Raw genomic sequence first — 3389 nt, 5'->3', positions numbered from 1 at the left:
ATGACCTTCAGGTTATGAGCCTGACGAGCTACCGGGCTGCTCCACCCCGCGTCAACCATTTCGTCGACTAAAAAATAAACGCCACTTCAACGTCGCCGTGGTCGGGCAAACCGATGCAGCCCTCATCGAACAGAGGGCAGCACGCGGTCCGCGCGCTACAGGCGCATCAAAATAGAAACATCGTCGAGGGAGTATTTCCGCGCGCTCTGCAGGCCTGGCAACGACCTACTCTCCCAGGTCTTGAGACATAGTACCATCGGCGCAGAGGAGTTTAACGGCCGAGTTCGGGATGGGATCGGGTTCAGTCTCCTCGCCAAAGCCACCAGGCCGGCAGAGAGCGCGAAATGAGGAAAACTGGTCGTATAATACCGCTTGTCCGCCGACCTCTGAGACAGAGGCCATAACGGGCATTGCTAATGAGAATGATCAAGCCAATCGAGCGATTAGTACCGGTCAGCGCACGCATCGCTGCGTTTACACATCCGGCCTATCAACGTGGTGGTCTACCACGGCTCTCGAGGGAGAACTCGTTTTGAGGTTAGTTTCCCGCTTAGATGCCTTCAGCGGTTATCTATTCGCCACGTAGCTACCCTGCACTGCGGCTGGCGCCACAACAGGTCCACCAGAGGTGGCTCCATCCCGGTCCTCTCGTACTAAGGACAGATCCTCTCAATTCTCCTACACCCACGGCAGATAGGGACCAAACTGTCTCACGACGTTTTGAACCCAGCTCACGTACCACTTTAATCGGCGAACAGCCGAACCCTTGGGACCTGCTCCAGCCCCAGGATGTGATGAGCCGACATCGAGGTGCCAAACGACTCCGTCGATATGGACTCTTGGGAGTCATCAGCCTGTTATCCCCGGCGTACCTTTTATCCGTTGAGCGATGGCCCGTCCACGTGGAACCACCGGATCACTATGGCCGACTTTCGTCTCTGCTCGACTTGTTTGTCTCGCAGTCAGGCAAGCTTATACCATTGCACTCGACAGCTGATTTCCGACCAGCCTGAGCTTACCTTCGCACGCCTCCGTTACTCTTTGGGAGGCGACCGCCCCAGTCAAACTACCCACCATGCACTGTCTCGCGCCCGGATAACGGGCGGCGGTTAGACATCAGTGACTACAAGGGTGGTATTTCAAGGGTGGCTCCACCCGAGCTGGCGCCCGAGCTTCAAAGCCTACCACCTATCCTACACATGTGGACACTAATGCCAGTGCAAAGCTATAGTAAAGGTGCACGGGGTCTTTCCGTCTAACCGCGGGAACCCCGCATCTTCACGGGGAATTCAATTTCACTGAGACCATGCTGGAGACAGCGGGGAGATCGTTACGCCATTCGTGCAGGTCGGAACTTACCCGACAAGGAATTTCGCTACCTTAGGACCGTTATAGTTACGGCCGCCGTTTACCGGGGCTTCGATTCAAAGCTTGCACCTCTCCTCTTAACCTTCCGGCACCGGGCAGGCGTCAGACCCTATACGTCATCTTGCGATTTCGCAGAGCCCTGTGTTTTTGCTAAACAGTCGCCACCCCCTGGTCTGTGCCCCTCTCAAACGGTTGCCCGCTCAAGAGGCCTCCTTATCCCGAAGTTACGGAGGTATTTTGCCGAGTTCCTTCAGCATGGTTCACTCAAGCGCCTTAGCATACTCTGCCAGTCCACCTGTGTCGGTTTCGGGTACGGTCTAATGCGGGGGCTATTTCCTGGAACTCCCGCGCTGCCCGATCAATCCAGTAAGATCAGACAACTTTTGGAATTCGTCACCACCCGCTGGCCCACGAATATTAACGTGGTTCCCATCGACTACGCCTTTCGGCCTCGCCTTAGGAGCCGGCTAACCCTGCGCAGATTAACTTTACGCAGGAACCCTTGGACTTTCGGCGACAGTGTCTTTCACACTGTTTGTCGTTACTCATGTCAGCATTCGCACTTCTCATACCTCCAGCAGCCCTCACGGGTCTGCCTTCATCAGCTTAGAGAACGCTCCGCTACCGCTCTTTCGAGCCCGAAGCTTCGGTATATGGCTTTAGCCCCGATACATTTTCGGCGCGAGGACCCTAGACCAGTGAGCTGTTACGCTTTCTTTAAAGGATGGCTGCTTCTAAGCCAACCTCCTGGTTGTTTTAGGATCCTCACATCCTTTCACACTTAGCCATAATTTGGGGACCTTAGCTGTCGGTCAGGGTTGTTTCCCTTTTCACAATGGACGTTAGCACCCACTGTGTGTCTGCCGCGCATTACTTCCAGGTATTCGGAGTTTGGTAGGGTTTGGTAGGTCTGTGGGACCCCCTAGCCCTTCCAGTGCTCTACCCCCTGGAGTATTCACGCGACGCTCTACCTAAATAGATTTCGCGGAGAACCAGCTATTTCCTAGTTTGATTGGCCTTTCACCCCTAACCACAAGTCATCCGAGACTTTTGCAACAGGCACCGGTTCGGTCCTCCAGTGAGTGTTACCTCACCTTCAACCTGCTCATGGCTAGATCACTAGGTTTCGGGTCTAATGCAACGAACTGAACGCCCTGTTCAGACTCGCTTTCGCTGCGCCTACGCCTATCGGCTTAAGCTTGCACGTTACACTAACTCGCTGACCCATTATACAAAAGGTACGCCGTCACCCTTGCGGGCTCCGACTGTTTGTAAGCGTCCGGTTTCAGGTACTATTTCACTCCCCTCGTCGGGGTGCTTTTCACCTTTCCCTCACGGTACTTGTTCGCTATCGGTCACTGAGGAGTACTTAGGCTTGGAGGGTGGTCCCCCCACGTTCAGACAGGGTTTCACGTGCCCCGCCCTACTCGAGACTTCGACCATTTCTACCCGTACGGGGCTGTCACCCACTATGGCCCGACTTTCCAGACGGTTCCGGTTCTTGTTGTCGAAGTGCTGGCCTGTTCCGCTTTCGCTCGCCACTACTAACGGAGTCTCTGTTGATGTCCTTTCCTCCGGGTACTTAGATGTTTCAGTTCCCCGGGTTCGCTTTAAACCCCTATGTATTCAGGATTTAATACCTCCATTGACACCCAGAAGCCGCAAACCGCGCCTTGCAGCACGGCTTGTGAATTCTGGATGTCGGAAGTGGGTTCCCCCATTCGGAAATCCGCGGATCAAAGCTTGTTCGCAGCTCCCCACGGCTTAACGCAGCGTACCACGTCCTTCATCGCCTCTCAGTGCCAAGGCATCCACCGAACGCCCTTAAGACGCTTGATCATCCTCATTATCGATGCCCGCTTTTGCAAAAGCAGGCCGACAATGCGGTATATATATAAGACCAGTTTTCCTCGGAATCTGTCCAGCGCCGTGCGGTTAAGCCAGCGGCCTGCGCATAGCCCTTGCGGGCTATCCGGACAAACTCCCTCTTTACGATGTAAATCAACACGGCGTCCCGCTTA

2 rRNA genes are annotated in these 3389 nt (G+C 54.7%); both read right to left on the bottom strand.

Annotation, left to right across the window (positions count from 1 at the left end):
• Positions 1-212 precede the first annotated feature (212 nt).
• Positions 213-327, bottom strand: a 5S ribosomal RNA gene (gene rrf / locus ACINK1_RS12800).
• 95 nt (positions 328-422) lie between these two features.
• A 23S ribosomal RNA gene (locus ACINK1_RS12795) occupies positions 423-3207 on the bottom strand.
• Positions 3208-3389 lie beyond the last annotated feature (182 nt).

This window comes from Raskinella chloraquaticus (SeqCode) (assembly GCF_021731865.1).
GTDB lineage: Bacteria > Pseudomonadota > Alphaproteobacteria > Rhizobiales > UBA4765 > Raskinella > Raskinella chloraquaticus.
The sequence above is the reverse complement of the archived record's forward strand: the minus strand, read 5'-3'. Positions and strand labels throughout refer to the sequence as shown.